Source organism: Pseudomonas sp. St29 (assembly GCF_001547915.1).
Taxonomy (GTDB): domain Bacteria; phylum Pseudomonadota; class Gammaproteobacteria; order Pseudomonadales; family Pseudomonadaceae; genus Aquipseudomonas.
This window is the reverse complement of record NZ_AP014628.1, coordinates 1,030,822-1,057,276: the sequence shown is the minus strand read 5'-3', so window position 1 is coordinate 1,057,276 and position 26,455 is coordinate 1,030,822. Positions and strand designations below refer to the sequence as shown.

The 26,455-nt window shown below is 62.2% G+C and carries 29 protein-coding genes; 11 read left to right on the top strand and 18 right to left on the bottom strand.

Annotated elements, in window-relative coordinates:
* The 7 genes from murA to PST29_RS04695 form a co-directional block, all read right to left on the bottom strand.
* Window positions 1-1,266: a UDP-N-acetylglucosamine 1-carboxyvinyltransferase gene (murA, locus tag PST29_RS04725; RefSeq protein ID WP_011059281.1), complete on the bottom strand. Its 1,266-nt coding sequence runs from the start codon at window positions 1,264-1,266 to the stop codon at window positions 1-3.
* A gap of 22 nt (window positions 1,267-1,288) precedes the next feature.
* A complete protein-coding gene (locus tag PST29_RS04720) occupies window positions 1,289-1,528 on the bottom strand; it encodes a BolA family protein (protein ID WP_016966651.1) in 240 nt (79 codons plus the stop codon).
* A 117-nt stretch (window positions 1,529-1,645) separates the two neighbouring features.
* On the bottom strand, window positions 1,646-1,951 hold the full coding sequence (locus PST29_RS04715) for an STAS domain-containing protein (RefSeq protein WP_047301785.1): 306 nt from the start codon (window positions 1,949-1,951) through the stop codon (window positions 1,646-1,648).
* Window positions 1,948-2,601, bottom strand: a complete 654-nt coding sequence (locus tag PST29_RS04710) for an MlaC/ttg2D family ABC transporter substrate-binding protein (RefSeq protein WP_060837555.1) — start codon at window positions 2,599-2,601, stop codon at window positions 1,948-1,950. The genes PST29_RS04715 and PST29_RS04710 overlap by 4 nt, the downstream gene beginning before the upstream one ends.
* Before the next feature lie 11 nt (window positions 2,602-2,612).
* Window positions 2,613-3,080, bottom strand: a complete 468-nt coding sequence (mlaD, locus tag PST29_RS04705; protein WP_016966648.1) for an outer membrane lipid asymmetry maintenance protein MlaD — start codon at window positions 3,078-3,080, stop codon at window positions 2,613-2,615.
* The gene (gene mlaE / locus PST29_RS04700; protein WP_016966647.1) at window positions 3,080-3,877 is read right to left on the bottom strand and encodes a lipid asymmetry maintenance ABC transporter permease subunit MlaE; all 798 of its coding nucleotides are present in this window, start codon (window positions 3,875-3,877) and stop codon (window positions 3,080-3,082) included. Before mlaE ends, mlaD begins: the two co-directional genes overlap by 1 nt.
* Window positions 3,877-4,686, bottom strand: a complete 810-nt coding sequence (locus PST29_RS04695; protein WP_016966646.1) for an ATP-binding cassette domain-containing protein — start codon at window positions 4,684-4,686, stop codon at window positions 3,877-3,879. The genes mlaE and PST29_RS04695 overlap by 1 nt, the downstream gene beginning before the upstream one ends.
* 264 nt (window positions 4,687-4,950) lie before the next feature.
* Between PST29_RS04695 and PST29_RS04690 the strand changes: the two genes are divergently transcribed.
* The 10 genes from PST29_RS04690 (at window position 4,951) to PST29_RS04645 (ending at window position 12,025) form a co-directional block, all read left to right on the top strand.
* Window positions 4,951-5,925, top strand: a complete 975-nt coding sequence (locus PST29_RS04690; protein ID WP_060837553.1) for a KpsF/GutQ family sugar-phosphate isomerase — start codon at window positions 4,951-4,953, stop codon at window positions 5,923-5,925.
* A complete protein-coding gene (locus PST29_RS04685) occupies window positions 5,926-6,450 on the top strand; it encodes a KdsC family phosphatase (RefSeq protein ID WP_060842494.1) in 525 nt (174 codons plus the stop codon). It begins immediately after the preceding gene.
* Between the two features lie 9 nt (window positions 6,451-6,459).
* Entirely contained in the window at window positions 6,460-7,032 is a 573-nt protein-coding gene (gene lptC / locus PST29_RS04680; RefSeq protein ID WP_016966644.1) for an LPS export ABC transporter periplasmic protein LptC, read from the top strand.
* On the top strand, window positions 7,019-7,564 hold the full coding sequence (gene lptA, locus PST29_RS04675; RefSeq protein WP_011059271.1) for a lipopolysaccharide transport periplasmic protein LptA: 546 nt from the start codon (window positions 7,019-7,021) through the stop codon (window positions 7,562-7,564). Before lptC ends, lptA begins: the two co-directional genes overlap by 14 nt.
* Window positions 7,564-8,289: an LPS export ABC transporter ATP-binding protein gene (gene lptB, locus PST29_RS04670; RefSeq protein WP_011059270.1), complete on the top strand. Its 726-nt coding sequence runs from the start codon at window positions 7,564-7,566 to the stop codon at window positions 8,287-8,289. The genes lptA and lptB overlap by 1 nt, the downstream gene beginning before the upstream one ends.
* A 182-nt stretch (window positions 8,290-8,471) precedes the next feature.
* Entirely contained in the window at window positions 8,472-9,965 is a 1,494-nt protein-coding gene (locus tag PST29_RS04665; RefSeq protein ID WP_060842493.1) for an RNA polymerase factor sigma-54, read from the top strand.
* A 128-nt stretch (window positions 9,966-10,093) separates the two neighbouring features.
* Window positions 10,094-10,399, top strand: a complete 306-nt coding sequence (gene hpf / locus PST29_RS04660) for a ribosome hibernation-promoting factor, HPF/YfiA family (protein WP_016966642.1) — start codon at window positions 10,094-10,096, stop codon at window positions 10,397-10,399.
* A gap of 12 nt (window positions 10,400-10,411) precedes the next feature.
* Entirely contained in the window at window positions 10,412-10,876 is a 465-nt protein-coding gene (ptsN, locus tag PST29_RS04655) for a PTS IIA-like nitrogen regulatory protein PtsN (RefSeq protein WP_060842492.1), read from the top strand.
* Window positions 10,877-10,878: 2 nt separating this feature from the next.
* Complete coding sequence (gene rapZ / locus PST29_RS04650; RefSeq protein WP_016966640.1) at window positions 10,879-11,736, top strand: RNase adapter RapZ; 858 nt, start codon at window positions 10,879-10,881, stop codon at window positions 11,734-11,736.
* Between the two features lie 16 nt (window positions 11,737-11,752).
* Window positions 11,753-12,025: an HPr family phosphocarrier protein gene (locus PST29_RS04645; protein ID WP_060837549.1), complete on the top strand. Its 273-nt coding sequence runs from the start codon at window positions 11,753-11,755 to the stop codon at window positions 12,023-12,025.
* Between the two features lie 13 nt (window positions 12,026-12,038).
* Here PST29_RS04645 and PST29_RS04640 read toward each other — a convergent pair whose 3' ends face one another.
* The 6 genes from PST29_RS04640 to pmbA all read right to left on the bottom strand — a co-directional run bounded on the left by PST29_RS04640 (window position 12,039) and on the right by pmbA (window position 17,407).
* Window positions 12,039-12,932, bottom strand: coding sequence for a ZIP family metal transporter (locus PST29_RS04640; RefSeq protein WP_060842491.1), 894 nt, complete (start codon window positions 12,930-12,932; stop codon window positions 12,039-12,041).
* Between the two features lie 34 nt (window positions 12,933-12,966).
* Entirely contained in the window at window positions 12,967-13,578 is a 612-nt protein-coding gene (locus PST29_RS04635) for a superoxide dismutase (RefSeq protein ID WP_060837547.1), read from the bottom strand.
* Window position 13,579: 1 nt separating this feature from the next.
* Window positions 13,580-14,029: a hypothetical protein gene (locus PST29_RS04630; RefSeq protein ID WP_060837546.1), complete on the bottom strand. Its 450-nt coding sequence runs from the start codon at window positions 14,027-14,029 to the stop codon at window positions 13,580-13,582.
* Between the two features lie 27 nt (window positions 14,030-14,056).
* On the bottom strand, window positions 14,057-15,433 hold the full coding sequence (locus PST29_RS04625) for a class II fumarate hydratase (RefSeq protein ID WP_060837545.1): 1,377 nt from the start codon (window positions 15,431-15,433) through the stop codon (window positions 14,057-14,059).
* Entirely contained in the window at window positions 15,426-15,821 is a 396-nt protein-coding gene (locus PST29_RS04620; protein ID WP_060842490.1) for a hypothetical protein, read from the bottom strand. Before PST29_RS04620 ends, PST29_RS04625 begins: the two co-directional genes overlap by 8 nt.
* A 239-nt stretch (window positions 15,822-16,060) precedes the next feature.
* On the bottom strand, window positions 16,061-17,407 hold the full coding sequence (gene pmbA / locus PST29_RS04615) for a metalloprotease PmbA (RefSeq protein ID WP_060837543.1): 1,347 nt from the start codon (window positions 17,405-17,407) through the stop codon (window positions 16,061-16,063).
* Between the two features lie 108 nt (window positions 17,408-17,515).
* Here pmbA and yjgA point away from each other — a divergent pair, with 108 nt between their 5' ends.
* Window positions 17,516-18,037 (top strand): ribosome biogenesis factor YjgA, encoded by a 522-nt coding sequence (yjgA, locus tag PST29_RS04610; RefSeq protein WP_016966626.1) that lies wholly within the window; start codon window positions 17,516-17,518, stop codon window positions 18,035-18,037.
* A 47-nt stretch (window positions 18,038-18,084) separates the two neighbouring features.
* On the opposite strand, the gene tldD is transcribed toward yjgA, so the two are convergent.
* From tldD to PST29_RS04585, 5 genes are all read right to left on the bottom strand, one after another.
* Entirely contained in the window at window positions 18,085-19,527 is a 1,443-nt protein-coding gene (gene tldD, locus PST29_RS04605) for a metalloprotease TldD (RefSeq protein WP_060837542.1), read from the bottom strand.
* 26 nt (window positions 19,528-19,553) lie between these two features.
* On the bottom strand, window positions 19,554-20,393 hold the full coding sequence (locus tag PST29_RS04600; RefSeq protein ID WP_060842489.1) for a carbon-nitrogen hydrolase family protein: 840 nt from the start codon (window positions 20,391-20,393) through the stop codon (window positions 19,554-19,556).
* Between the two features lie 58 nt (window positions 20,394-20,451).
* The gene (locus PST29_RS04595; RefSeq protein WP_060842488.1) at window positions 20,452-24,255 is read right to left on the bottom strand and encodes a YhdP family protein; all 3,804 of its coding nucleotides are present in this window, start codon (window positions 24,253-24,255) and stop codon (window positions 20,452-20,454) included.
* Between the two features lie 75 nt (window positions 24,256-24,330).
* On the bottom strand, window positions 24,331-25,788 hold the full coding sequence (gene rng, locus PST29_RS04590; protein WP_060837539.1) for a ribonuclease G: 1,458 nt from the start codon (window positions 25,786-25,788) through the stop codon (window positions 24,331-24,333).
* Between the two features lie 56 nt (window positions 25,789-25,844).
* On the bottom strand, window positions 25,845-26,450 hold the full coding sequence (locus tag PST29_RS04585; protein ID WP_060837538.1) for a Maf family protein: 606 nt from the start codon (window positions 26,448-26,450) through the stop codon (window positions 25,845-25,847).
* Window positions 26,451-26,455 lie beyond the last annotated feature (5 nt).

Sequence of the window (26,455 nt, the reverse complement as noted above, 5' to 3'; positions counted from 1 at the left end):
CTAGCCCGGTACGCGGCGGATCTTGGCGCCGAGCATCTGCAGCTTCTCTTCGATGCACTCGTAACCACGGTCGATGTGGTAGATGCGGTCGATCAGGGTGTCGCCTTCGGCCATCAGGGCCGAGATCACCAGGCTGGCCGAGGCCCGCAGGTCGGTGGCCATGACCGGCGCGCCCTTGAGGATTTCGGTGCCGGTGACGATCGCTGTGTTGCCTTCGACCTGGATCTTGGCGCCCATACGGTGCAGTTCGTACACGTGCATGAAGCGGTTTTCGAAGATGGTCTCGATCACCGCGCCCGTGCCTTCGGCAATCGCGTTCAGGGAAATGAACTGCGCTTGCATGTCGGTCGGGAACGCCGGGTACGGAGCAGTACGCACGTTGACCGCCTTGGGGCGCTTGCCGTGCATGTTGAGCTCAATCCAGTCGCTGCCGGTGGTGACTTCGGCGCCCGCTTCCTTGAGTTTTTCCAGTACGGCTTCAAGGATGGTCGGATCGGTGTCCTTGACCTTGACCCGGCCGCCGGTGACGGCAGCCGCCACCAGGTAGGTGCCGGTTTCGATACGGTCGGGCATGACCTTGTAGATCGCCGAATGCAGACGCTCGACGCCATCGATGGTGATGGTGTCGGTGCCGGCGCCGGAAATCTTCGCGCCCATGGCGATCAGGAAGTTTGCCAGGTCGACGACTTCAGGTTCGCGGGCGGCGTTCTGCAGCACGCTGCGGCCCCGGGCCAACGCCGCGGCCATCATGATGTTCTCGGTACCGGTCACGCTCACGGTATCGAAGAAGAAGTTCGCGCCGCGCAGGCCGCCTTCAGGGGCCTTGGCCTTGATGTAGCCGCCTTCGACATCGATCACCGCGCCCATGGCTTCCAGGCCGCGGATGTGCAGGTCAACCGGGCGCGAGCCGATGGCGCAACCGCCTGGCAGAGCCACTTCGGCCTCACCGAAGCGGGCAACCATCGGGCCCAGCACCAGGATCGAGGCGCGCATGGTTTTCACCAGCTCGTAAGGCGCCACCAGGGTCTTGATGGTGCGCGGGTCGATTTCGACACTGAGCTTCTCGTCGATCACCGGTTCGATGCCCATGCGACCGAACAGCTCGATCATGGTGGTGATGTCGTGCAGGTGCGGCAGGTTGGCCACGGTGACCGGGCCATCGCACAGCAGGGTTGCCGCCAGAATCGGCAGCGCGGAGTTCTTGGCCCCGGAAATGCGGATCTCGCCATCAAGGCGAACGCCGCCGGTAATAATCAATTTATCCATAACAGTCTCGACGCCCTTGGGCTCAGGTGCGCTCGGCCCAGGCCGCGCGGCTGAAAAATTTCATGGTGATCGCGTGGATGCTGCCATCGGCAATCCATGGATTCAAATGGGCATAGATGCTCTGCTGACGCTTGACCGGGCTCAAGGCCACCAGTTCGTCGCTAATCACGTTCAGCTGAAAGTTGCAGCCTTCGCCCTCAACTTCTACCTGAGCTCCGGGCAGCTTTCCCTCAAGAAAGCTCTTCACTTCGTTGGCCTGCATGCTCAACCTCAATCGGCGCCCTGTGCGCGCGGGTCGGACATCATACAAAAAAGCCCCGCGCCTGCGAACCCCGCATAGCAGGACTCTGACGGGGGGCTTCTATATAGATGTGGGTTACTACGGATGGAGGAGGATCTCGGTGACCCCGGATACCTCGGCGATTTCCCGCATGTCCTCGGGCAGGGCGCGAACGCTCACCGTCTTGCCCAGCCCCTGACCATCGCGAATGAAGGCCAGCAACAGGGCCAGACCGACACTGCTGGATTTTTCCACCGCCGAGCAATCGAGTACCAGGGCGGTGCCCGGGCTCGACTTGATCAGCGCCAGGCCCTGCTTGCGCAGGCCAGGGCCGCTGCGGTAATCCAGCACGCCGCTGATCAGCAGCTCCCCGGCGTCACCCAGGCGTACGGCCGACTCACTCATTGTGCAGCCTTATGGGCGGCATCTTCGGTGACTTCCTTGGCCTTGGCCACTTCGCCGGCCCAGCCGTCGATGGTCTTGTCCAGGTTGTTGCCGTTGCGCTGCATGGCGTCGGCGAACTGATCACGGAACAGCTTGCCGATGTTGATGCCGTTGATGATCACGTTACGCACTTTCCACTCGTCGTTGATCTTTTCCAGGGTGTAGGACACCGGATAGATAGCGCCGTTGTTGCCTTTGACCTGCATGTCCACGCTGGTACGGGTGCCGCTTTCATCCTTGGCCGGAGAAACGGTGATGCCCTGGTTGTTGTACTCGAGCAAGGCGTTGCCATAGAACTGCATCAGGCTGCGCTTGAAGTTCTCCTGGAAGCGCGCCATCTGCTCCGGTGTGGCCTTGCGCGAATACTTCACGGTCATGATGCTGCGGGAGATGCCGTCGGCATCCACCACCGGACCGACAATGCCGTTCAGGGCGTTGTAGAAATCGTTCGGGCTTTGCTTGTACTTTTCCTTGTTGGCCGCCAGATCCGCCAGCAGGCGGGTCGTGGTGTCCTGCACCAGATCGTGTGCGGAAGGTGCACCGGCCGCATTGGCCAGCAACGGCAGGGCCGCCAGCAGCACCAACAGGCCACGTCGCAAGATAGAGATCATCGAAAAACTCCTCATTTGGCGTCTTTGCTAACGGTATTGAGCAGGAATTTACCGATCAGGTCCTCCAGCACCAGCGACGACTGGGTGTCGTGGATGGTCCCGCCATCCTTGAGCAAGGCTTCTTCCCCGCCCACGCTGATACCGATGTATTTCTCACCCAACAGGCCAGCCGTCAGGATAGATGCAGTGGAGTCGGTCGGCAGATTATCCACACGTTTTTCCAGTTGCATGGTGACCCGACCGGTGAAGCTGTCGCGGTCCAGATCGATCGCCGTGACCTTGCCGATGGTTACCCCGGCCATGGTCACCTTAGCTCTGACCGTCAAACCGGCGATATTGTCGAAGTAGGCGTAAAGCTTGTAGGTATCGGTGCTTGCGCTCGGAGACAAGCCACTGACTCGCAGGGCAAGCAACAGCAAAGCCAGGATGCCGGCCAGCAGGAAAAGGCCGACACCGATTTCCAGGGTGCGGTTTTGCATCAGAAATCTCCAAACATCAAGGCGGTCAGAATAAAGTCCAAGCCGAGTACGGCCAACGAGGCGTACACCACGGTCTTGGTAGTGGCACGGCTGATCCCCTCTGAAGTGGGCTCACAGTCGTAGCCTTGGAATACGGCGATCCAGGTCACTACAAACGCAAAAACGATACTCTTGATCACACCATTGAGTACGTCACCGCTGAAGGTCACGCTGTTCTGCATGTTCGACCAGTAGGAACCTTCATAGACACCCAGCCAGTCCACGGCAACCCAAGAGCCGCCCCAGATGCCCACTACGCTGAAAATCATCGCCAGCAGCGGCAGGGAGATGAAGCCGGCCCACAGGCGTGGCGCGATGATGTACTTGAGCGGGTCGACCCCGATCATCTCCAGGCTGGAGAGCTGCTCGGTGGATTTCATGTTGCCGATCTCGGCCGTCAGCGCCGAACCGGCACGACCGGCGAACAGCAGCGCGGTAACCACCGGCCCCAGCTCACGCAACAGGGTCAGGGCGACCATCTGCCCCACCGCCTGCTCCGAACCGTAGCTGGAGAGAATGTTGAAGCCCTGCAGCGCCAGCACCATGCCGATGAAGACTCCGGACACGACGATGATCACCAGGGACATCACGCCCACGGAGTGCAGTTGCTTGATCAGCAGGCCGAAACTGCCGCCGATGCCGCCACGTCCCAACAGCGCGTGAAACAGGAACAGGGTGGAACGCCCCAGTACCGCCAGGACATCGATGCCTGAGCGACCGAAGAGGCGAACCCTCTCGATTAGCGATATTTTGCGCATCAGCGCTTCCCCAGAAGATCTGCGCGGTAATCCGTCGCTGGAAAGTGAAACGGCACCGGGCCGTCGGGATCCCCCTTCATGAATTGACGGATACGCGGATTGTCGGAGTCCATCAGTTCGTCAGGAGTTCCCTGACCCAATACCTGGCCATCACCGACTACATAGAGGTAATCGGCAATGCTCGCGGTTTCCGCAAGATCGTGGGACACCACGATGCTGGTAATGCCCAGGGCATCGTTGAGCAGGCGGATCAGCCGCACCAGGACGCCCATGGCGATCGGGTCCTGACCCACGAAGGGTTCGTCGTACATGAGAATCTGCGGATCCAGGGCGATGGCCCGGGCCAGGGCGACCCGACGCTTCATGCCGCCGGACAGCTCGTCGGGCATCAGGTCGACGGCACCACGCAGGCCCACCGCCTGCAGCTTGAGCAGGACAATGTCGCGAATCATCTCGTCCGGCAGTTCGGTATGCACCCGCAGCGGAAAAGCCACGTTCTCGAACACATCCAGATCGGTAAACAGTGCGCCACTCTGAAACAGCACGCCCATTTGCTTGCGCGCATCGAACAGATCGCTGCGCGAGAGGGTCGGCAGATTCTGGCCGTTGACCCACACTTCGCCGCTGCTGGGCCGCAACTGCATGCCCATCAAGCGCAACAGGGTGGTTTTTCCGCAGCCGGAAGGCCCCATGATGCCGGTGACCTTGCCCCGCGGAATACGGATATCCACGTTATTGAAAATGCTGCGCGCACCGCGCTTGAAGGACAGTCCCTTCAGCTCGACCGCGTAGGCGTTATCGGCACTCATCTAAACTCCTTGCGATGCAGCCTATCACTCGGACGCTTGGCTCCCTGCCGGGAGTACGTGCCCCTGGGCAGGCCGAACTGGCGGCGAACTATATCACTGCTGATACGACGCCCCCAAGGCCGAAGCCGTGAACGTTCAGGTCCAGGACAGGCGAAATCGGAGGAATCCTGATACCGGACGGACAAAGGCTGACGAACTTGCGTGAGGGATTTGTTCATTACCGCTATAATCGCCGCCTTTTCATCGGGCTATACGATTTCAGACATGAGCCAATCCAGCGACCTGATTCAATCAGCACAACGCACCATCCGCCTCGAACTTCAGGCCGTAGAAGGCTTGCTGCCCCATATCGACGCAGATTTCGTACGCGCTTGCGAGATGATTCTGGCCAGCAAAGGCCGAGTGGTCGTGGTCGGCATGGGCAAGTCCGGGCACATCGGCAACAAGATCGCCGCGACCCTGGCGAGCACCGGAACCACCGCTTTCTTTGTCCATCCGGCCGAAGCCAGCCACGGCGACATGGGCATGATCACCCGCGACGACGTGATCCTGGCCCTCTCCAACTCGGGTTCCACCAACGAAATCGTCACCTTGCTGCCGCTGATCAAGCGCCTGGGCATCCAGCTGATCAGCCTGACCGGCAACCCCGAGTCGCCGCTGGCCAAGGCCGCCGACGTCAACCTCAACGTCCATGTCGAGCACGAGGCCTGCCCGCTGAACCTGGCCCCCACCTCCTCGACCACTGCCGCCCTAGTCATGGGCGATGCCCTGGCCGTGGCCCTGCTGGAAGCCCGCGGGTTCACTGCCGAAGACTTCGCCTTCTCCCATCCTGGAGGCGCCCTGGGCCGTCGCCTGCTGCTCAAGGTCGAGAACGTGATGCACGAAGGCAACGACCTGCCACAGGTGCAACGGGGCACCCTGCTCAAGGATGCGCTCATGGAAATGACCCGCAAGGGCCTGGGCATGACCGTGATCCTCGAGGCCGACGGCCGCCTGGCCGGGATCTTCACCGACGGCGACCTGCGCCGCACCCTGGATCGCGCCATCGATATCCACCACGCCACCATCGATTCGGTCATGACCCCTCATGGCAAGACCGCCCGTGCCGATATGCTGGCCGCCGAAGCCCTGAAGATCATGGAAGACCATAAAATCAGCGCCCTGGTGGTGGTGGACAAGGAAGACCGGCCGATCGGCGCCTTGAACATGCACGACCTGCTGCGCGCGGGAGTGATGTAAATGAGTGCCGACCTGCTGCAACGCGGTAAACACATCAAGCTGGCGGTCTTCGACGTCGATGGCGTCCTGACCGACGGTCGCCTGTACTTCCTTGAAGACGGCAGCGAATTCAAGACCTTCAATACCCTCGATGGCCAAGGCATCAAGATGCTCATGGCCGCCGGGGTGCAGACCGCGATCATCAGCGGGCGCAAGACCCCTGTGGTGGAACGCCGCGCCAAGAACCTGGGGATCCCCCATCTGTACCAGGGCCGCGAAGACAAACTGGTGGTACTGGACGAGCTTCTTGCCCAACTGGGCCTAAGCTATGAACAGGTCGCCTACCTGGGTGACGACCTGCCCGACCTGCCGGTGATCCGCCGTGTCGGCCTGGGCATGGCGGTGGCCAACGCTGCCAGCTTTGTCCGCGAACACGCCCACGGCATTACCGTTGCCCGCGGCGGCGAAGGTGCCGCACGGGAGTTCTGCGAGCTGATCCTGCGCGCCCAGGATCGCCTTGAAGCAGCCAATGCCGCTTATTTATAGAGCCCTCCCATGCTGAGTAAAAAGATTCGCACCATCCTGATCTTCGGGACCATCGCCCTGCTGTTCGCGGCGGTCGGCTACTGGAACATCAGCCCGGAACGCTTCCTCGACAAGCCAGTGGTGCAGGTCGACGAGAGCGCCATCGACTATTACGCGATCAACGCCCGCAGTGTGCAGTACCTGCCCGACGGCAAACTGCAGTACGAAATGACCTCGGACAAGGTCGAACACATCAAGGCCAGCGAAGTGACACTGCTGACCAAGCCCGACCTGCAGATGTACCGCGGCACCACTTATCCCTGGCACGTCCAGAGCGAGCGCGGCGAAGTCAATCCGGACGGCACCGAGGTCGAGCTGATCGATTCGGTTCGGGTTTCCCGCACCGACGAGCACAACCGCAACCTGCTGATCACCACCAGCCGCATGACAGTATTCCCGCAGAAGCAATATGCGCAGACCGAGCAAGCCGTTAGAATCGACGGCGCCGACGGCGTGACCACTGCCAAGGGAATGAAAGCGTATTTGAAAGACGGCAGGATGAACCTGCTATCGAACGTAAGAGGACAGTATGAGGCTCGTTAAAACCCTCCCTATTTTGCTCAGTCTGGGCGCAGCACTGGGAAGCGTGAGCGCCTGGGCTCTGCCGAACGATAGCCAACAGCCAATCCGCATTCAGGCAGACGACGCCCAGCTGGACGACAAGAACGGCGTGGCCACCTACAAGGGCGATGTGATCATCACCCAGGGCTCGATGAAGATCACCGGCAACACCGTGACCATCACCCGATCCAAGACCGGCGAAATCGATGTCGTGACGTCGGTGGGCAACCTGGCCTACTTCGAGCAGCTGCAGAAGCAGACCGACCCGAAACCGGTCCAGGCCTACGCCGTGACCATCCAGTACCATGCCCAGCAGAACCGCATCGTGCTGATCGACAAGGCCAAGGTCATCAACGACGGCAACACCACCGAAGGCGAGAAGATCGTCTACGACACCGTCAAGCAAGTGGCTAACGCCGGTCGCGCCAACGGCAGCTCGGTCACCGCGCCACGTCCGCGGATCGACATGGTCATCCAGCCGAAAAAGAAAACCGACGAGCAAAAGGCCCAGTAATGGCAACTCTGAAAGCCCAGCACCTGGCCAAGAGCTACAAGAGCCGCCAGGTCGTGCGTGATGTCAGCCTGTCCATCGACAGCGGGCAGATCGTCGGCCTGCTCGGCCCCAACGGCGCCGGCAAGACCACCTGCTTCTACATGATCGTCGGTCTGGTCCAGGCTGATCAGGGCCGCGTCCTGATCGACGACCTGGATGTCAGCCACCAACCGATGCACGGTCGCGCCCGCGCCGGTATCGGCTATCTACCTCAGGAAGCCTCGATCTTTCGCAAGCTGTCGGTCGCAGACAACATCATGGCCATCCTCGAGACCCGCAAGGAGCTCGACAAGGCCGGCCGCCGCCAGGAGCTGGAAAGCCTGCTGCAGGAATTCCACATCAACCACATCCGCGACAATCTCGGCATGAGCCTGTCCGGTGGCGAGCGCCGCCGCGTGGAAATCGCCCGGGCGCTGGCGACCGCACCCAAGTTCATCCTGCTGGACGAACCCTTCGCCGGTGTCGACCCGATCTCGGTCGGCGATATCAAGCAGATCATCCATCACCTGAAGGCCAAAGGCATCGGTGTACTGATCACTGACCACAACGTCCGGGAAACCCTGGACATCTGTGAGACTGCCTATATCGTCAATGACGGGCAACTGATCGCCGAGGGCGACTCCGAGACCATCCTGGCCAACGAACTGGTCAAGGAAGTCTATCTGGGCCATGAGTTCCGCCTGTAACGGCTGAGGTGTCGGGCCAGACGCCAGAGCGCCGCAAACGATAAATCCCCACAAACTTTATTGTTACAGCGCTCTAGGCAAACACTTCAGTTTCAGGCATATAATTTGCTTATGTTTGGCGCTTCGGCGCCCTGTAGTGGATGGCGCATGTGCGCCGGCAAATAAGGTGTTAAGCCCCTGCCATGAAACCATCGCTAGTCCTGAGAATGGGCCAGCAGCTGACGATGACACCGCAGCTGCAACAGGCCATCCGCCTGCTCCAATTGTCGACCCTGGACCTGCAACAGGAAATCCAGGAAGCCCTGGAGTCCAACCCGATGCTCGAACGCCAGGAAGACGGCGACGACTTCGACAACAGCGACCCCCTGGCCGACAACACCGAGTCCAAACCCAATACCGAAATCCAGGAACCCTCCTACCAGGAAACCGCCCCCACGGTGGACAACCTCGAGGAAGGCGAATGGAACGAACGCATCCCCAACGAGTTGCCGGTGGATACCGCCTGGGAAGACGTCTACCAGACCAGCGCCAGCAGCCTGCCCAGCAGCGATGACGACGAGTGGGACTTCACCACTCGCACATCGGCCGGAGAAAGCCTGCAGAGCCACCTGCTCTGGCAACTGAACCTGGCCCCGATGTCGGACACCGATCGCCTGATCGCCGTGACCCTGATCGATTGCATCAACAATCAGGGCTACCTGGACGAAACCCTTGAGGAGATCCTCGAGGCCTTCGATCCGGAGCTGGACATCGAACTGGACGAGATCGAAGCCGTCCTGCATCGCATCCAGCAATTCGAACCTGCCGGCATCGGCGCACGCAATCTGGGCGAATGCCTGCTCCTGCAGTTGCGCCAGCTGCCGGCGAAAACTCCCTGGCTGAGCGAGGCCCAGCGCCTGGTCAGCGATTACATCGACCTCCTGGGCAGTCGCGACTACAGCCAGTTGATGCGTCGCATGAAGCTCAAGGAAGACGAACTGCGCCAGGTCATCGAACTGGTGCAAAGTCTCAACCCGCGTCCCGGCTCGCAGATCGAATCCAGCGAAGCCGAGTACGTGGTTCCGGACGTCATCGTGCGCAAGGACAACGAGCGCTGGCTGGTGGAGCTGAACCAGGAATCCGTGCCACGCCTGCGGGTCAACGCACAGTACGCCGGTTTTGTTCGCCGCGCCGACACCAGCGCCGACAACACCTTCATGCGCAATCAGTTGCAGGAAGCCCGCTGGTTCATCAAGAGCCTGCAGAGCCGCAACGAAACCCTGATGAAAGTGGCCACCCAGATCGTCGAGCACCAACGGGGCTTCCTCGAATATGGCGACGAAGCCATGAAACCCCTGGTTCTGCATGACATTGCCGAAGCGGTCGGCATGCACGAATCAACGATTTCCCGGGTGACCACGCAAAAATTCATGCATACCCCCCGGGGCATATATGAACTGAAATACTTTTTCTCCAGCCACGTCAGCACCTCGGAAGGCGGCGAATGCTCGTCCACGGCAATCCGCGCGATCATCAAAAAACTGGTGGCTGCGGAAAATCAGAAAAAGCCGTTGAGTGACAGCAAGATCGCTGGTTTACTGGAGTCACAAGGCATTCAGGTAGCCCGCCGGACCGTCGCCAAGTACCGCGAATCCCTTGGGATCGCGCCTTCCAGCGAACGGAAGCGGTTGATGTAACCGCCGGGCCGGCCACAGCGTTTCGGAGTGTGCCTGCAAGCTGGCTCAGCCAGCTGGTTGCAGGCATGGTCTAGGTGGCAGGCACCTCAGCCTGCCGCGTTATGCACTGGCAACGAAGGAGAAGCTGTATGCAAGTCAACATCAGTGGACACCAACTCGAAGTGACTGAACCTCTGCGCGCTTACATCGGCGAAAAACTCGACCGGCTGGAGCGGCATTTCGACAAGATTACCAATGTGCAGGTCACCATGGCCGTCGAGAAACTGAAGCAGAAAATCGAAGCCACCCTGCACATCCACGGTGGGGAGGTCGTCGCCAATGCAGAACATGACGATATGTATGCCGCAATCGACCTGCTCACGGACAAGCTTGACCGCCAACTGAAAAAGCATAAGGAAAAGCAACTCCACCTTCTCCAAGGCACGGGTCGCTAACACTCCCCTCCCATGATCCGACTTGAAAGCATCCTGACCCCCGGCCGTTCCCTGGTGAACGTGCCGGGCGGCAGTAAAAAACGCGCCCTCGAACAAATTGCCAACCTGATCAGTCGTGAAGTGCCTGATCTGGAGATGCAGGACGTCTTCGAGAGCCTGATCGCCCGCGAAAAACTCGGCTCCACCGGTTTTGGCAATGGCATCGCCATTCCCCACTGCCGCCTCAAAGGCTGCGAGTCGCCCATCAGTGCACTGATGCACCTGGACGCTCCCATCGATTTCGACGCCATCGACGGCGCCCCGGTCGACCTGCTGTTCGTCCTGCTGGTCCCGGAAGCCGCCACCGATGCTCATCTGGAACTGCTGCGGCAGATAGCCAGCATGCTCGATCGCAAGGAAGTCCGCGAGCGCCTGCGCAATGCCACCAGCAACGAAGCCTTGTATCAGGTTGTCCTGGACGAGCAAAACGGTCAGTAATCATGCGTTTGATCATCGTCAGCGGCCGTTCCGGCTCAGGTAAAAGCACCGCCCTCGATGTTCTTGAGGACCACGGCTACTACTGCATCGATAACCTGCCCGCCGGCTTGCTGCCCGAGCTGGCCGAACGCGCTTTGATTCACACTGAACTGGCGCAACCGCTGGTAGCGGTGTCCATCGACGCCCGCAACCTGCCCAGCCATCTGTCACGCTTCCCTGAACTGCTGGAAGAAGTGCGCAGCCGGCATATCCAGTGTGACGTTCTTTATCTGGATGCCGACGAGGAAACCCTGCTCAAGCGTTTCTCGGAAACTCGTCGTCGTCACCCGCTGAGCAGTGCCAATCGCTCACTGGCCGAAGCCATCCACGACGAAACCCAGCTGCTGGGCCCGATCGTCGATCTGGCCGACCTCAAGGTCAACACCACCAATCTGAACCTCTACCAACTGCGGGACACCATCAAGCTGCGCCTGTTGAACCAGCCGGAACCCGGCACCGCGTTCCTGGTGGAGTCCTTTGGTTTCAAACGCGGCATGCCGGTGGATGCCGATCTGGTGTTTGACGTTCGCTGTCTGCCCAACCCGTATTGGAAACCCGAGCTGCGTGCCCAATCCGGACTGGACGCCCCGGTAGCGGAATACCTGGCTGCGCAACCCGATGTCGAAGAGATGTTCCAGGACATCGAAAGCTATCTGCTCAAGTGGCTGCCGCGCTTCGCCGCCAGCAACCGCGCCTACGTGACCATTGCCATTGGCTGCACCGGCGGGCACCACCGCTCCGTGTACCTGACCGAGCGCCTGGGCAAGGTGTTGCAAAAAACCCTGAAGAACGTCCAGGTTCGCCACCGCGACCTTAGCTGAAAGGATCTACCCCGCGATGCCAGCTCTGGAAATCGAGATCATCAACAAACTGGGCCTGCACGCCCGCGCCTCAGCCAAGTTCGTCGGCGTGGCCGGCCAGTTCCCCTGCCAGATCCGCGCCGGCAGGACCCCGGAATCCATGGTCGATGGCAAAAGCATCATGGCCATGATGATGCTCGCCGCCGGCAAGGGCACCAAGATCCACCTCAAGACCGAAGGCGAGCAGGAACAGGAAGCACTGGATGCACTGGTTGCCCTGATCAACAACTACTTCGACGAAGGCGAGTAAGCACGAGCGGCATTCAGGCCAGTGCGGTATCCATCACCATCATCAGGCAGAAACCGATACACAGGCCGAGACTGGCAAGCTTGTCATGGCCATTGCGACGCGACTCCGGAATCACTTCATGAGTGACCACCAGCAGCATCGCCCCCGCTGCCAGGGCCAGGCCCAAGGGCAGCACCACCTGCGCCAGGCTCACCAGCCAGGCACAGAGCAAGGCAAAGACCGGCTCCACCAGGCCTGAAGCGGCGCCGATCAGGAACGCCTTGCCCCGCGACATCCCCGCCCCCGCCAACACCAGGGCAATCACCAGCCCTTCTGGTACATCCTGCAGGGCAATGCCCATGGCCAGACTGTCCGCATCCGGCATGCCGCCTCCGGCCGACACCCCCACCGCCATCCCTTCAGGAATGTTGTGGGCAATGATCGCGAAGACGAACAACCAGATCCGCGGGGCAATCACTGGATGCTCCGGCGTGCCCACCAGCAACTCCGGGCTGCCGCCGGAAATCTTGCGGTCCACCAGGAACAGAACAAGGGCCCCCAGCATGATGCCGGCACAGATCAGGCCGCTGGAGCCCCAGGCAGACAAGCCCAGGTCCTGGGCTGCGGCAATGCCGGGGACAACCAGTGAAAACGCCGTCGCCGCCAGCATCACTCCGGCACCAAAACCCAGCAGGGTGTCGCTCACCGCCACCGGCATTTGCCGGATCACCAGCACCGGGACCGCCCCCAGTGCCGTACCCAGCGCGCAAATGGAACCGCCTTGCAAGGCACGCAGCAGGCGCGGTTCCAGGCTTAGCCAGCTCAGCCCTTGAGCCACCAGCAAAGCGGTCCCCGCCAACAGCAACAGCGAACCGAAGGCATAGCGAAACATTCGTCCGCTGCTGATCGCCAGTGTTTCAGTGCCCATAGTCGGCCTTAGATCTTGTTTTCAGGATAAGGGATCAAGCCATCGCGGCCCGGTAGCGCTGAGCCACTTCCGGCCAGTTGATCACGTTGTAGAACGCGTTGATGTATTCCGGCCGCCGGTTCTGATATCGCAGGTAATAGGCGTGCTCCCACACGTCCAGCCCCAGAATGGGCGTATTGCCGTTCATCAGCGGACTGTCCTGATTGCCGCTGCTTTCCACCACCAGCTTTTTCTCCGGGGTCACGCTGAGCCAGGCCCAGCCGCTGCCGAAACGGGTCAGCGCGGCCTTGGTGAAGGCCTCCTTGAAGCGTTCGAAACCGCCCAGTTGCTGCTCGATGGCCTGCCCCAAGGCACCTTCGGGCTGGCCACCGCCGGCCGGGGTCATGACGGCCCAGAACAGTGAATGATTGGCATGCCCACCACCCTGGTTGATCACTGCGGCCCGGAGCGGCTCAGGCAGTTGCTGGACGCTGGCCACCAGTTTGTCGATCTCCCAACCGGCCCATTCGGTGCCCTCCACTGCGGCATTCAGGTTGTTGATGTAGGTCTGGTGGTGCTTGCTGTAGTGAATCTCCATGGTCTGCGCATCGATGTGCGGCTCCAGGGCGTCGTAGGCGTAAGGCAGTGCAGGCAAGGTAAAGGACATATCAATGAACTCCGAAAAAGGTGCCGCCGGCGCGCGGGCTGTCGGTCGACAGGCCCGTGACGTTGCCGCCCAGCAAGCGATGAGTGCGGGGGTATTCACCGTGCTCGCCGATGAAATTCAGCAGCTCGACGTAAGTCTTGCTGCTCTGGCGCCAGGCCGCTTCGCGCAAGGCCGGGTTCAGGCGACTGTCCTGCATGGTCTGCAGCAGGCGCTGATGGATGGCACAGAGGTATTCCGCGCTCTCCTCCGGCTGGTTCAGGCGTAGATGCAGGTCCGCCAGGTTGTGATGGGAAATCACGCAGGCCGCCACCGCTTCGTCGGCATCCGCCCAGCGCTCGAACAACACCTGGGCCAGCGCCAGCGCCTGCAGGTAGAACTCGCGAGCATCCACCAGTTCGCCCTGCATAAAGAGACGATTGGCCCTTTCGATCGTGCGTTTCCAGTGCTCCATGGTGCGCCTCCAAAACGGTGTCGAGGGTTACAGGCCGCCTGCGGTGAGTTTTTCCGGATCCAGCAGAGTTTCGAGCTGGCTACGCGGCAGATCGGTGAGTTCCAACGCCACATCGATCACCGGCCGTCCCTGCCTGTAGGCGGTCTTGGCAATTTCCGCGGCCTTCTGGTAACCGATGATCGGGTTCAGGGCGGTGACCAGGATCGGGTTGCGCGCCAGCGCTTCCTTGAGCTTGGGCTCATTGACCTTGAAGCTGGCAATAGCCTTGTCCGCCAGCAGCCGGCTGGAGTTGGCCAGCAGCTCGATGCTGCCCAGCAGGTTCTGGGCGATGACCGGCAGCATCACATTGAGCTCGAAGTTGCCCGATTGGCCGGCCACGGTGATGGTGCTGTCGTTGCCAATGACTTGGGCGGCAACCATCGCCACCGCCTCCGGAATCACCGGATTGACCTTGCCCGGCATGATCGACGACCCCGGCTGCAACCCTTGCAGCTCAATCTCGCCCAACCCCGCCAGCGGGCCGGAGTTCATCCAGCGCAGGTCGTTGGCGATCTTCATCAACGACACCGCGGTGGCCTTGAGCTGACCGGATACCGTCACTGCGGTGTCCTGCGAACCGATCAGGGCGAACAGGTTCTTGCCCGGGGTGAACGGCACCTGGGTCAGGTGGCTCAACTGCTGGCAGAAGCGCGCAGCGAACTCGGGGTGGGCGTTGATCCCTGTGCCCACAGCGGTGCCGCCCTGGGCCAGGGCCTGCAGGCTCGGCAGCAGATCCTGCAAGTGAGCGATGTTGGCCTTGAGCTGTTGCGCCCAGCCGTCCAGCACCTGGCTCATGCGCACCGGCATGGCGTCCATCAGGTGAGTACGCCCGGTCTTGATGAAGGGATGCACCTGCACCGCCTTGCGTTCGATGACGTCCACCAGGTGCACCAATGCCGGCAACAAGCGTTCGTGCAGGCTCAGGGCGGCGCTGACGTGAATGGTGGTGGGAATGATGTCGTTGCTGCTCTGACCACAGTTGACGTGGTCGTTGGGATTGACCGGTTCGCCCAACAGGCGGCCGGCCAGGGTCGCCAGCACTTCGTTGGCATTCATGTTGGAACTGGTGCCGGAACCGGTCTGGAAGATGTCCACCGGGAAGTGCTGCATGAAGTCGCCCTCCAGGAGGCCCTGAGCGGCATCGACAATGGCCTTGCCCTGGGATTGGCTCAGTTGCCCCAGCTCGACGTTGGCCCGGGCCGCCGCGGCCTTGGCCAGGATCAGAGCCCGGATGAAGGCTGCCGGCATGCGCTGGCCGCTGATGGGAAAGTTATCCACCGCCCGCTGGGTCTGTGCGCCGTACAGCGCCTGCTCCGGGACCTGCAGTTCGCCCATGCTGTCACGTTCGATACGGAAGTTACTCATCGGGAAATCCTTGCACCAGTTCAATCAGGGGAATGGAAGGCCGCAGCGACACCGTCGCCAACCGCCAGGCATGGCTTTGCCAGCGCTTGAGCCGGCACTTGCACAAAGACAACCGCTCCATGTCGCGCAGCGGGCGCCAGGCCTGATCCAGGCACAGGCTGCGCCAGTGCCAGGGCAATGCGGTATCGGTAGCGGTATCGATCAATAAACGGAAGGAGGTTTCAGCGACGCGCCACGCCGACATGGAGGTGCAACACGCCAGATAGCGCCCTTCGGCCAGGTAGTGCTCAATCAGACGCGGCTCATCCGGCTCCAGCGCGCAACGGATCTGGCGACTCATCCAGCGCCAGCTTTCGAGGTAGGGCTGCTCGTGCAAGGCAGAACTCATGACCTGGGCTCATTGAATAATGATTTTAATTATTAAATGATAATGAGAATCAAATCAATCTGACTTGTACGATTTTTGCCCAACTTCTGTAGGAGCCGGCTTGCCGGCGAATAGGCCCTTGAACCTGATATGGGGCGTCAGGACGCCTTCGCTGGCCAGCCAGCGCCTACGAAAATTGCGCGCATAAAAAAACGCGCCACCCGGGAAAGGTGGCGCGTTTGGTTGACTCAGGAGGAGGATCAGCTGCCGGCGACGGTCATGCGCTCGATCAGCACCGAGCCGGTGCGGATGTTGCTGCGCAGTTCCAGATCGTTACCCACGGCGACGATCTGCTTGAACATGTCGCGCAAATTACCGGCAATGGTCACTTCCTGCACCGCGAACTGGATCTCGCCGTTCTCGACCCAGAAGCCTGCCGCGCCACGGGAGTAGTCGCCAGTGACCATGTTCAGGCCATGGCCCATGAGTTCGGTGACCAGCAGGCCGCGTCCCATGCGCCGCAACAACGCAGCCTGATCTTCATCGCCATGGGTGACGAACAGGTTGTGCACCCCGCCGGCGTTGGCAGTGCTGGGCATGCCCAGTTTGCGCCCGGAATAGGTGCCGAGCACATAGGACACCAACTCGCCGTCCTTGACGAAGGGCTTGGCATAGGTGGCCAGGCCATCGCCATCGAATGCCGAACTGCCCATGGCGCGCATCAGGTGCGGCCGCTCGTCGATCGTCAGCCACTGGGGAAACAGCTGCTGGCCCAGGGCGCCTTCGAGGAACGAGGATTTGCGGTACAGGTTGCCGCCGGAGATCGCGCCGAGAAAACTGCCGAACAGACCGCCGGCCAGTTCTGCGGAAAACAGCACCGGCACTTCGCAGGTCGGCACCGGACGGGCACCCAGCCGGCTGGCCGCACGCTGGGCCGCGCGCTGGCCGATGCTCGCCGGATCCGCCAGCAACTGGCCCTGGCGATTGACGTCGTACCAGTAGTCGCGCTGCATCTGGCCGTTGGCCTCAGCGATCATCACGCAGCTCAGGCTATGGCGGGTCGAGGCGTAACCGCCGATGAAACCATGGCTGTTGCCATACACCCGGCACCCCTGGTGGGTGCTCAAGGTGGTGCCATCGGCATTCTTGATCCGGCTGTCGGCGGCAAAGGCTGCCGCCTCACAGGCCAGGGCCTGCTCGATGGCTTGCTCGGGCGTGATGTCCCAGGCATGGAACAGATCGAAGTCCTGCAGGTCCTTGGCCATCAGGGACGCATCGGCCAGGCCCGACGCTTCATCTTCCGACGTGTGCTTGGCTATCGCCAGCGCCGCAGCCACGGTTTCACGAATGGCCTCCGGACCGCTGGCAGAAGTGCTGGCCGAGCCTTTGCGCTGGCCCACATAAAGGGTGATGCCAAAGCCTTGGTCGCGGTTGAACTCCACGGTTTCCACTTCCCGCTGGCGCACCGACGTCGACAGCCCCTGCTCCAGGGACACCGCCACTTCGCAGGCACTGGCCCCCTGGCGCTTGGCCTCGGCAACAATCTGCTCGACTTGCTCCTGCAGGGCCGGCAAAGCCTGTGGGCCGACGCTTTGTGCTGCACTCATGCTGTTCTCCACTCAAATTCTGCTTTCGATTAAGGCCGGCGAGCGACCGAGCCGGACAAGCGGCCCTCGACTGGTTATCATGGCGGCGTTTCTTTGCGGACTGCCACCATGGTTGATTCTTACGACGACTCCCTCGATGGGGAGAAAAGCAAATCCCAGGTCAAACGCGAGCTGCATGCTCTGGTTGATCTCGGCGAGCGCCTTACCACCCTCAAGCCCGACCTGCTGAACAAACTGCCTCTGACCGACGCCTTGCGCCGGGCGCTGGCGGATGCGCCCAAGCACGTCGCCCATATCGCCCGCAAACGCCACCTGCAATTCATCGGCAAGCTGATGCGGGACCAGGACACCGACGCGATTCTGCAACTGCTTGACCAACTCGATGCCTCCACCCGGCAGTACAACGAACGCTTCCATAACCTGGAACGTTGGCGTGACCGCCTGATCGGTGGCGGCGATGACGTCCTGGAAAAGTTCGTCAACGAGTACCCGGATGCCGATCGCCAACAGCTGCGTTCCCTGATCCGTCAGGCCCAGCACGAGGTGGCCCATAACAAGGCGCCGGCCTCCAGCCGTAAAATCTTCAAGTACATCCGCGAACTGGACGAGACTCAACGCGGTCTGCGTTGAGCCCTCCACGGGCGAGCTGCCCGGCAGCTCGCCCGACGCCCTCCTTCCTATGCCCCAGTGCCACCCACGGTGATCGCATCGATCTTCAGGGTTGGCTGGCCGACGCCCACCGGCACCGATTGGCCATCCTTGCCACAGGTGCCAACGCCGCTGTCCAGGGACAAGTCATTGCCCACCATCGACACCCGGCTCATGGCCTCGGGGCCGTTGCCGATCAAGGTCGCGCCCTTGACCGGAGCGGTGATCTTGCCGTCTTCGATCAGGTAGGCCTCGCTGGTGGAGAACACGAACTTGCCGCTGGTGATGTCCACCTGGCCGCCGCCGAGGTTGGCGCAGTAGATGCCCTTCTTCACCGAAGCGATGATTTCCGCCGGGTCGCTCTCGCCCCCCAGCATGTAGGTGTTGGTCATGCGCGGCATCGGCAGGTGGGCATAGGATTCGCGCCGCCCGTTGCCAGTGCGGGCCACGCCCATCAGGCGGGCATTGAGCTTGTCCTGCATGTAGCCCTTGAGCACGCCGTTCTCGATCAGCGTGGTGCATTCGGTCGGGGTGCCTTCGTCGTCCACGCTCAGGGAACCACGGCGCCCGGCCAGGGTGCCGTCGTCGACGATGGTGCAAAGCTTGGAGGCCACGCTTTCGCCCATGCGCCCGCTATACGCCGAACTGCCCTTGCGGTTGAAGTCGCCTTCCAGGCCATGGCCCACGGCTTCGTGCAGCAGCACCCCGGACCAGCCGGAACCCAGCACCACCGGCAAGGTGCCGGCCGGTGCCGGAATCGCTTCCAGGTTGACCAGGGCCTGGCGCAACGCTTCACGGGCATAGCCCATGGCCCGGTCCTCGCTGAGGAAATACCGATAGTCGGTCCGCCCGCCACCGCCGTGGCCACCGCGCTCGCGGCGACCGTTCTGCTCGACGATGACGCTGACGTTGAAGCGCACCAGCGGCCGCACATCCGCCGCCAGGCCTCCGTCGGTGGAGGCCACCAGGATGCGCTCCCAGACCCCGGCCATGCTAACGCTGACCTGCTGGATACGCGGATCCAGGGCCCGGGTCGCAGCGTCAACGCGCTTGAGCAGCTCGACCTTTTCGGCGCGGCTGATGACCTCCAGTGGATTGTCCGGTGCGTACAGCTGAGCCACGTCCTGGGTCGAGAACGCCTGCACCGTACCGTTCTGCCCGGCCCGGGAGATCGAACGCGCCGCTCGGGCGGCGAGGCCCAGGGCTTCCAGGGTGATGGCGTTGCTGTAGGCAAAGCCGGTCTTCTCACCGGACTGCGCCCGTACCCCGACCCCCTGGTCAAGGTTGAAGCTGCCTTCCTTGACGATCCCGTCTTCCAGGGACCAGGACTCGGAAATCTGTCCCTGGAAATACAGGTCGGCGGCGTCGATGCCCGGGCCGGCCAGATCCCCCAGCACGCCCTGCAGGCTTTCGATGGTCACGCCGCCAGGGGCTAGAAGATGTTCACTGACTGAGGACAACAACCCGCTCATATGCTTTGGCCTTAAATTCGTCGTACTTATGCAAGCCGTTGAACGCCTTGCGAGAAAATGCGCCGGTGACTGAACACCGGCATCCGCGCCCGAATGGACGCCTGCTCACTGCTGTCGCGCTCGGCCAGCAGCACAGCCTCACCTTGATCCTGCTGCGCCAGCACTCGCCCCCAAGGGTCGACGATCGCGGCGTGGCCGTAGGTTTCCCGAGGGCCCGGGTGCACGCCCCCCTGGGCCGCCGCCAGCACATAGCACTGGGTCTCGATGGCCCGGGCCCGGATCAGCACCTCCCAATGCGCGGCACCGGTCACTGCGGTAAAAGCCGAAGGCGCGCTGATCAATTCGGCGCCGGCAGCGCGCAACTCGCTGTACAGCTCGGGAAAACGCAAGTCATAACAGACCGTCAGCCCTAGGCGCCCCACCGGCGTATCCGCCACCACCACGCGGTTTCCATGAGCATAGTCATCGGATTCGCGATAGCGGCCGCGATTGTCGGCCACGTCGACGTCGAACAGGTGCAACTTGTCGTAGCGCGCCACCCACTGCCCCTGGTCATCCACCAGCAACGAACAGGCGTTGGACTTGGCATCGGGCTGATTCTCAGGCGGCAGCGGCAGGGTGCCGGCGACAATCCATAACCTGAGGTCGCGGGCGGCCTGTTTCAACCACGGCAGGATCGGTCCCTCGCCCAGGGCCTCGGCGCGACCGATGGCGGCCATGTCGCGACGACCCATGGCCGCGAAGTTTTCCGGCAGCACCGCCAGCTTGGCGCCACCGGCGGCAGCGCGTTCGAGCAGGCTGCGGGCCTGCTGCAGATTGGCCAGAACATCGCTCTGGCTGACCATTTGAATCACCGCAAGAGACATGGCGTACTCCGTGTTGGGTAGGCCGCCATGCTACTCCATAGGCACGAATCGAGGATTCTCAAAACGGCTTGTCGAAGGTGATTTTCGGCTCTTTCCACGGGCCCTTGACGTTGTACTTGACGCTGGCGAAGCGCGCCACGCGGTCACCGATCAGCTTGTCGATCAGGAACAGCGCCCCACCCACCGCCGGAGCGCCGACAATCAGCGCGGCGATCGGCAGGTTGTTGGTCACCGGCAAGGTCACCAGCAACTTGGCGTCCACCTGATCGGCCACCATGTCCAGGGTGCCATTGAGCTCCAGATTGCTCGACGGCCCGGTCAGGGTGATCGGTTCACGGGTGACATAGACGCCGTTGCTCGCCACCAGCACGCCACGCACCCGGTCGTAGCTCAGGCCCTTGCCGAACAGATCGGAGAAGTCCAGGCGCAGCCGCCGGCCGATGGAGTTGAAGTTCAGCAGACCGAATACCCGCAGCGCCTGGGCGCCGCCCTCGACTTCAACGAACTGGCCCTTGCGCAAGGTGGCGTCCAGGCTGCCGGAGTAGCGCTTGAGGCCGACCCAGGCCGGCGAGCCCGGCCAGCGACCGTCAACATCCAGATGAAAGTCTTCGCTGGTTACCGTGGGCGCAAAGCCCCAGCCCTTGAGTACGTCGGCCAGGTTCTTGCCGCCAATGCGCCCGCGGTACCAGCTGTTGCTGGCACCGGCCTGGCCTTCCCAACCACCCTCGCCTTGCAGCTGCATGCCCTTGAGCCCCAGGTCGAGGCTGTTGAAGCTCATGCCCTTGGCGGTAGGACGCACCTTGAGCGCCCAGCGGCCGATCAGGTCCGGGCCCTGGAACAGTTGCTCGATGGCGATATCCAGCGGCGGCACATTCTTGGGGTCCACCGAAGCCAGCGGATCGGGCGCATTCTCGTCGGCCTGGGCCGCCGGGTCTGCGGCCGGCAAGCGCACGTATTGCATATTGATCGCCATCGGCGCCGCCTTGGCATCGGGGATGCCGACAGTGCCCTTGGCCTGCTGACTGTCAATCTGCAACGTCCAGGCGGCGGGCTGTCGGGTCAGCTGCAGGTTGACCTGATCCAGGCGGGTGCCAAAGGCGCTGAGCGTCCCGACCTTGAAGTCAGCACTGCTGAGCAACTGCTTGGCGCTGCCTCCCGGGTCCTTCCCGGCATAGCGGTCCACCAGGTTCTTCCAGGGCTCGACGTCCAGCTCGGACAAGATTCCGCGCACCCGCAGCCCTTTGCTGGTGGGCAGCAAGGCCGCGCCGTCGCCGAGAAACAGTTCCCCACGGCCCTCGCCGAGCTTGCCGCTGGGGGCGGCGAACGTGAAGTCGGCCAGCTCGCCGTAATCGAACCAGTAGCGGCGCTCGGCCCCTTGCAGGGTCATGCGGAACACACTGTTGCGACCGGTGCTGGCGCTCATGCCGAACGGTGCCGGCAGGTCCACCGCCACCCCCTTGAGACTGGAGCTGACCATCAACTGACTGTCGGCGCCATCGAGGTTCAGTTGCAACTGATAGGGCAGCTCGCCAGAGACCGGCAGCGGCTGGCTGACCTGCAACCAATCGGTGAGTTTCTTGATTGCCACCTGCCCCTTGGCCACCACCCGCGTATTGGGCTTGCCGGGCTTGCCATCGGCGAAAATCTGCGCGCTCACCGGCCGGTCGAAGGCCTGGGCACTGATGCCCTCGCCACTGAGCCCCTTGCTGCTGTCAAAGCGGAAGTCGCCCTTGAGCTGACTCAGCTCCAGTGCCGGCTCACTGAGCTTGAGGCGCGCCTTGTCGGTCTTGAAATCCACCACGATCTTCGGCTCTTCGCCCTTGACCAGCGGGATGTCCAGATCCAGCTTGCCTTGCAGGTCACCCTCGCCCTGCCAGCCGGCAAAGGTCGAGGCGGTGCCGATCGGCGCCTCCTGCAGGATCTTCACCCCATCGCCCAGGCCGCCGGCAAAACTGCCGTCGATCAACATGTGGCTGCTGTGCCCGCTGGCCACATGGGGAATATTGACGAAGACATCCCGCACCTTGGTGTCCAACAACTGGCCCTTGCTGGCGACGATGCGCACGCCGCTGTCTTCGACGAACACATCGCCACTGATCTTGCTCAGGTGCGGCCAGCCCGGCTGGAAGGCCAATTCAGCGTCATGCACCTTGAAAAACAGGCTGATGCTACGGGCCGCTTCGATGGCGTCATGGTTCAGCGAGCCCTGGTACTGGAAGAAGCCCTCATCCACCGCGCCCTTGAGAATCGCCGTGCGCAGCCATTCATCCAGCGCCGGGCTGAGTACCTGGGGCAGGTACTTGGCGGTGTAACGACCATCGCCCTCCACCAGGCCGACCCGCAGGTCCATGTAGTCTTCCTGGCTGTGGTCCAAGTGCAGCCGGATCAGGAAATCGCCGGCAATCTTGCCCTCCTCCCCCAGCACCTTGAGATACGGAGCGATCAGGGTGAAACCTTGTTTGTCCAGTTTCCAGGTCAGGGTGGCGTTGGCCTGGATGTACTGCCAGGGCTTGGCGAAGATCGGGTACAGGTGCAGGGAGAAATCCTTACTGTCCATGCGCAGCTCGCCCTGCCCCAGGTCGCCGCTGATGCTGCCGCTGACATTGCGGGCCGCCGGAGCGCCGTGATAGGCGTCGAAGCCGACCCGATCAAGGTTGGCGGCGAAGCTCAGGCGCTGGTCGCCGGTGTTCTGCGGGCGATAGTCGAGCAGCACATTGCGCAGCCCGCCGGTGACCTTCAAGCGCTCGACGGTGGTGGCCAGGCCTTCCGGCAGGGGTGCCAGGGCATTGAGGATCGGCGTGAGCGGTGTCAGATCCAGGCGATCGGCCTGCAGATGCCAGAGTTCTTCTTGATTGTCGCCGGCCAGGGTTTGCTGCAGTTGCAGGCGCGACTCCCAACGGGTCTCGCCAAGGCTCAGCGCCAGGGAGTCCAGTTGCACCTGCATGCCCTGATCACTGCGCTGGAAGAAGGCGTTCAACGCCAGGTTCTTCAGGGTGACCGGCGTGCGCTCGGCATAGGCGCCAGTGAGCTGGGGCGCATTCAGGCGCAGCGCCCCGCTCTGCACGCCGCCCTTGGCCCAGTTCAGCCACAGCTCACCGCCGGCCTTGAGTTCGGAGAGTTTCCATTGCTGAGTGACACGCGCCGGCAGCCAGCGTGACCAGTCGCTTTGCGGCAGGCTCAGGTACAGCTCGGCCTGGGCGTCGCGCCAAGCCTGCGCCTGGATCCGCGTGCGCAGATTGACGGCCAGGGGCTGCCCGTCCGGCAGGGTCAGACGCAGGTCAAGACGCTGGCGGCTGGGACCGGTGCGCAGGTTGAGGCCGACATAGGTCAGGGCCAGCGGCGCATGATCCTGCGGCAGCAAGGTGACCTGGCTGTCCAGCAGGGACAGTTCGGCAACCTGCTGCAAGCGGGTCAGCAGTTGCTCCGGGTCCATGGGCTGGTCCTGCTGCATCGGCAGGCCCTGCAATTGCCACTGGCCGTCCGCGCCTTCCTTGAGGCTCAGGCTCAGGCCACTGAGTTCCAGGCGCCCTATGCGCAGGTCACGGGCCAGGAGGCTGCCGAGCATGTCCGGGGCCACGCTGACCTGATCCAGGCGCAGGGCATTGGCCCCGTCGCCCACCGTCACATCGTGGGCCAACAGGATCGGTGACAAGCCGCTCCAGCGGCCCTCCAGACTGCCGATCTGCACCGGCAAGCCCACAGCCTGCTGCACCTTGGCTTCGACCTCGGCCTGGTACTCGGCCACCAACGGAGTCAGCTCCCGCCCCAGACTGACGTACAGGGCAATCACCACCAACAGCAACGCGCACAGGCCCAGGCCCCAGCGAGTCAGCGTGGCGAACAGACGGATCAGCCGCTCCATTTCAGTTGGCTCCCACGGCAAAAGTCATGCAGAAAGCTGAAGCCAGCCATTTCCACTGAGGTAAGACACGGGGACTCAGAGCAGCACCACGTCGTATTGTTCCTGGGAATACATGGTTTCGACCTGGAACCTGATGGTCCGGCCGATAAAACCTTCCAACTCCGCAACGTTGCCCGACTCTTCGTCCAGTAGACGATCCACCACTTTCTGATTGGCCAGCACTCGGTACCCTTCTGCCTGATAAGCCCGGGCCTCGCGGAGAATTTCGCGGAATATTTCGTAACAGATGGTTTCCGGGGTCTTCAGCTTGCCCCGCCCCTGACAACTGCTGCAGGGCTCGCAGAGCACCTGCTCCAGGCTTTCCCGGGTGCGTTTGCGAGTCATCTGCACCAGCCCCAGCTCGGTGATGCCGATGATGTTGGTCTTGGCGTGATCGCGCTCCAGCTGCTTCTCCAGGGTCCGCAGCACCTGGCGCTGGTGTTCTTCGTCTTCCATGTCGATGAAGTCGATGATGATGATCCCGCCCAGGTTGCGCAGGCGCAGTTGCCGGGCAATGGCGGTGGCGGCTTCGAGGTTGGTCTTGAAGATGGTTTCCTCAAGATTGCGATGACCGACGAAGGCGCCGGTGTTGACGTCGATGGTGGTCATGGCTTCTGCCGGATCCACCACCAGATAGCCGCCGGACTTGAGCGGCACCTTGCGTTCGAGCGCCCTTTGCACTTCATCCTCGACCCCGTACAGGTCAAAGATCGGCCGCTCGCCGGGATAGTGTTCCAGGCGGTCGGCAATTTCCGGCATCAGTTCAGCCACGAATTGCGTGGTCTTCTGGAAGGTTTCCCGGGAGTCGATGCGGATCTTCTCGATCTTCGGGTTCACCAGGTCGCGCAGGGTGCGCAAGGCCAGGCCCAGGTCTTCATAGATCACATTGGGTGCGCCGATGGTCTTGATCTGCGCACCGATCTGATCCCACAGCCGGCGCAGGTAGCGGATGTCCATGAGGATCTCGTCGGCCCCGGCCCCCTCGGCGGCGGTGCGCAGAATGAAACCGCCCGCTTCCTTGATGCCTTCCTGGGCCACGCAATCGCTGACCACCTGTTTCAGGCGCTCGCGCTCGGCCTCGTCCTCGATCTTCAGCGAGATGCCGACATGGGCGGTGCGAGGCATGTACACCAGATAGCGCGAGGGAATCGACAACTGGGTGGTCAGGCGCGCGCCCTTGGTGCCGATGGGGTCCTTGGTGACCTGCACCACCAGGCTCTGCCCTTCATGGACCAGGGCGCTGATGCTCTCCACCGCCGTGCCTTCGCGGGTGGAGATTTCCGAGGCATGGATAAATGCCGCGCGATCCAGGCCGATGTCGACAAAAGCCGCCTGCATGCCGGGCAGAACCCGTACCACCTTGCCTTTGTAAATGTTGCCGACGATGCCACGGCGCTGGGTGCGCTCGACGTGAACCTCTTGCAGCACTCCGTTTTCGACCACCGCCACCCGCGATTCCATCGGCGTGATGTTGATCAGAATCTCTTCACTCATGGCAGTGTCTCGTTCAGGCGTGTTCATAGAAGGCCGCAGCTGTCTTACACGGCGCTTTAGCGCACTGGAAGGTTTTGCCAACAGGGTATGCCGAAATGGCCGAGCAATTCTGCGGTTTCGCATACCGGCAAGCCGACCACGGCGGAATAACTGCCATTGAGCCCTGCGACAAACACCGCTGCAAGTCCCTGGATCGCATAACCACCGGCTTTGTCCCGGGGCTCGCCACTGGCCCAGTAGAGCGCCGCTTCTGCTGCCGAAACGGGACGAAAACGCACCAGGCTGCGCACCACTCGCGACTCGCAACGCTCGCCGTCGAGCAGGGCAATGGCGGTCAACACTTCATGCTCGCGGCCGGACAGGGCCATGAGCATGTCCAGGGCGTCGGCCTGGTCCCGCGGCTTGCCCAGGATCCGTCCATCGAGCACCACGGCGGTATCGGCTCCCAGCACACAGGCCGGAGCCTGGGACTCGCTGCTGGTGATCAGGGCGCGGCCGGCAGCCGCCTTGCCCCGGGCGAGGCGCTCGACATAGGCGGCCGGAGATTCGTCGGCCAGCGGCGTTTCATCGATATCGGCGCTGATGACGGTGAACGGCACGCCGATCTGGGTGAGCAGCTCACGTCGACGGGGCGAACCGGAGGCGAGGTAAAGCGGATTCATCAAGA